The sequence below is a fragment of the Clostridium senegalense JC122 genome (assembly GCF_000285575.1).
GTDB classification, from domain to species: Bacteria; Bacillota; Clostridia; order Clostridiales; family Clostridiaceae; genus Clostridium_J; species Clostridium_J senegalense.
Genome location: NZ_HE611062.1, coordinates 1 through 2,547 on the forward strand (window position 1 = coordinate 1; position 2,547 = coordinate 2,547).

The 2,547-nt window shown below is 50.7% G+C and carries 1 rRNA gene; it reads right to left on the reverse strand.

Going from position 1 to position 2,547, the window contains the following annotated elements:
• Positions 1-31: 31 nt before the first annotated feature.
• Positions 32-2,547, reverse strand: a 23S ribosomal RNA gene (locus CSGHG_RS19075); the annotation flags it as partial.

Here is a 2,547-nt window from a genome sequence, read left to right on the forward strand (position 1 = left end):
TTGTTCTCTGAAAATTGCACAGTGATTATATTAGGTCAAGCCCTCGACTTATTAGTATGAGTCAGCTGAACATGTTACCATGCTTACACCCCTCACCTATCAACCTGATGTTCTTTCAGGAGTCTTACTAACTTACGTTATGGGAAATCTCATCTTAGGGTGGGCTTCACGCTTAGATGCTTTCAGCGTTTATCCCTTCCCAACATAGCTACCCAGCTATGCCACTGGCGTGACAACTGGTGCACCAGAGGTTGGTCCATCCCGGTCCTCTCGTACTAAGGACAGCTCCCTTCAAATTTCCTACGCCCGCGACGGATAGGGACCGAACTGTCTCACGACGTTCTGAACCCAGCTCGCGTGCCGCTTTAATGGGCGAACAGCCCAACCCTTGGGACCGACTTCAGCCCCAGGATGCGACGAGCCGACATCGAGGTGCCAAACCTCCCCGTCGATGTGGACTCTTGGGGGAGATCAGCCTGTTATCCCCGAGGTAGCTTTTATCCGTTGAGCGATGGCCCTCCCACGAGGTACCACCGGATCACTAAGCCCGACTTTCGTCCCTGCTCCACCTGTATGTGTTGCAGTCAGGCTCCCTTCTGCCTTTGCACTCTTCGAACGATTTCCGACCGTTCTGAGGGAACCTTTGGGCGCCTCCGTTACTTTTTAGGAGGCGACCGCCCCAGTCAAACTGCCCACCTAACAATGTCCCGTGACCAGATTCATGGCCTCCGGTTAGAATTCCAGTACTATCAGGGTGGTATCCCAAGGTCGACTCCACCACAGCTGACGCCGTGATTTCCCAGTCTCCCACCTATCCTGTACAGATAATACCGAAACTCAATGCTAAATTGCAGTAAAGCTCTACGGGGTCTTTCCGTCCAATCGCGGGTAGCAAGCATCTTCACTTGCACTACAATTTCGCCGGATTTGCTGTTGAGACAGTGCCCAAATCATTACGCCATTCGTGCGGGTCGGAACTTACCCGACAAGGAATTTCGCTACCTTAGGACCGTTATAGTTACGGCCGCCGTTTACTGGGGCTTAAGTTCATGCCTTCGCTTGCGCTAAGCAATCCCCTTAACCTTCCAGCACCGGGCAGGCGTCAGCCCCTATACATCAGCTTTCGCTTTAGCAGAGACCTGTGTTTTTGCTAAACAGTTGCTTGGGCCTATTCTCTGCGACCTACTTGCGTAGGCACCCCTTCTCCCGAAGTTACGGGGTCAATTTGCCGAGTTCCTTAACAGCAATTCTTCCGCTGGTCTTAGGATTCTCTCCTCACCTACCTGTGTCGGTTTGCGGTACGGGCGTTAGCTTCCTCCATAGAGGCTTTTCTTGGCAGCGTGGAATCAGATACTTCGCTATAATTAGCTCCCCATCACACCTCAGAATTGTTTTAGCGGATTTGCCTGCTAAAACTCCCTAAGTGCTTAGACACACATCCAATAGTGTGCACATCTTATCCTCCTGCGTCACCCCGTTTGTAATAACGTCTGCTAACGGTACAGGAATATCAACCTGTTGTCCATCGACTACGCCTTTCGGCCTCGCCTTAGGTCCCGACTAACCCTGAGCGGACGAGCCTTCCTCAGGAAACCTTAGGTTTTCGACCGCCAGGATTCTCACCTGGCTCTCGCTACTTATGCCAACATTCTCACTTCTGCATCGTCCACCGCTCCTTTCGGTACGACTTCAGCCAATGCAGAAAGCTCCTCTACCACTCACATATTAAATGTGAATCCATAGCTTCGGTGGTAAGTTTTAGCCCCGGACATCTTCGGCGCGGGATCTCTTGACTAGTGAGCTATTACGCACTCTTTAAATGAGTGGCTGCTTCTAAGCCAACATCCTAGTTGTCTTAGAAATCCCACATCCTTTACCACTTAACTTACACTTTGGGACCTTAGCTGATGGTCTGGGCTGTTTCCCTTTTGACTACGGATCTTATCATTCGCAGTCTGACTGCCGAAATAAAAGTATCTGGCATTCGGAGTTTGATAAGGTTCGGTAAGCGGTATGCCCCCTAGCCTATTCAGTGCTCTACCTCCAGTACTCAATTAATCGACGCTAGCCCTAAAGCTATTTCGAGGAGAACCAGCTATCTCCGAGTTCGATTGGAATTTCTCCGCTATCCACAGCTCATCCCATGGTTTTTCAACACCAACGTGGTTCGGACCTCCACGACATTTTACTGTCGCTTCATCCTGGCCATGGATAGGTCACCCGGTTTCGGGTCTACGACATGCAACTTTGCGCCCTATTCAGACTCGGTTTCCCTTCGGCTCCGTACCTTAAGTACTTAACCTCGCTACATATCGTAACTCGTTGGCTCGTTCTACAAAAAGCACGTCGTCACACATATAAAGTGCTCCGACCGGTTGTAGGCACAGGGTTTCAGGTTCTATTTCACTCCCCTTCCGGGGTTCTTTTCACCTTTCCCTCACGGTACTGCTTCACTATCGGTCACTAGGTAGTATTTAGCCTTGGGAGGTGGTCCTCCCTGCTTCCCACAAGGTTTCACGTGTCTCGTGGTACTCTGGATCAGAACTT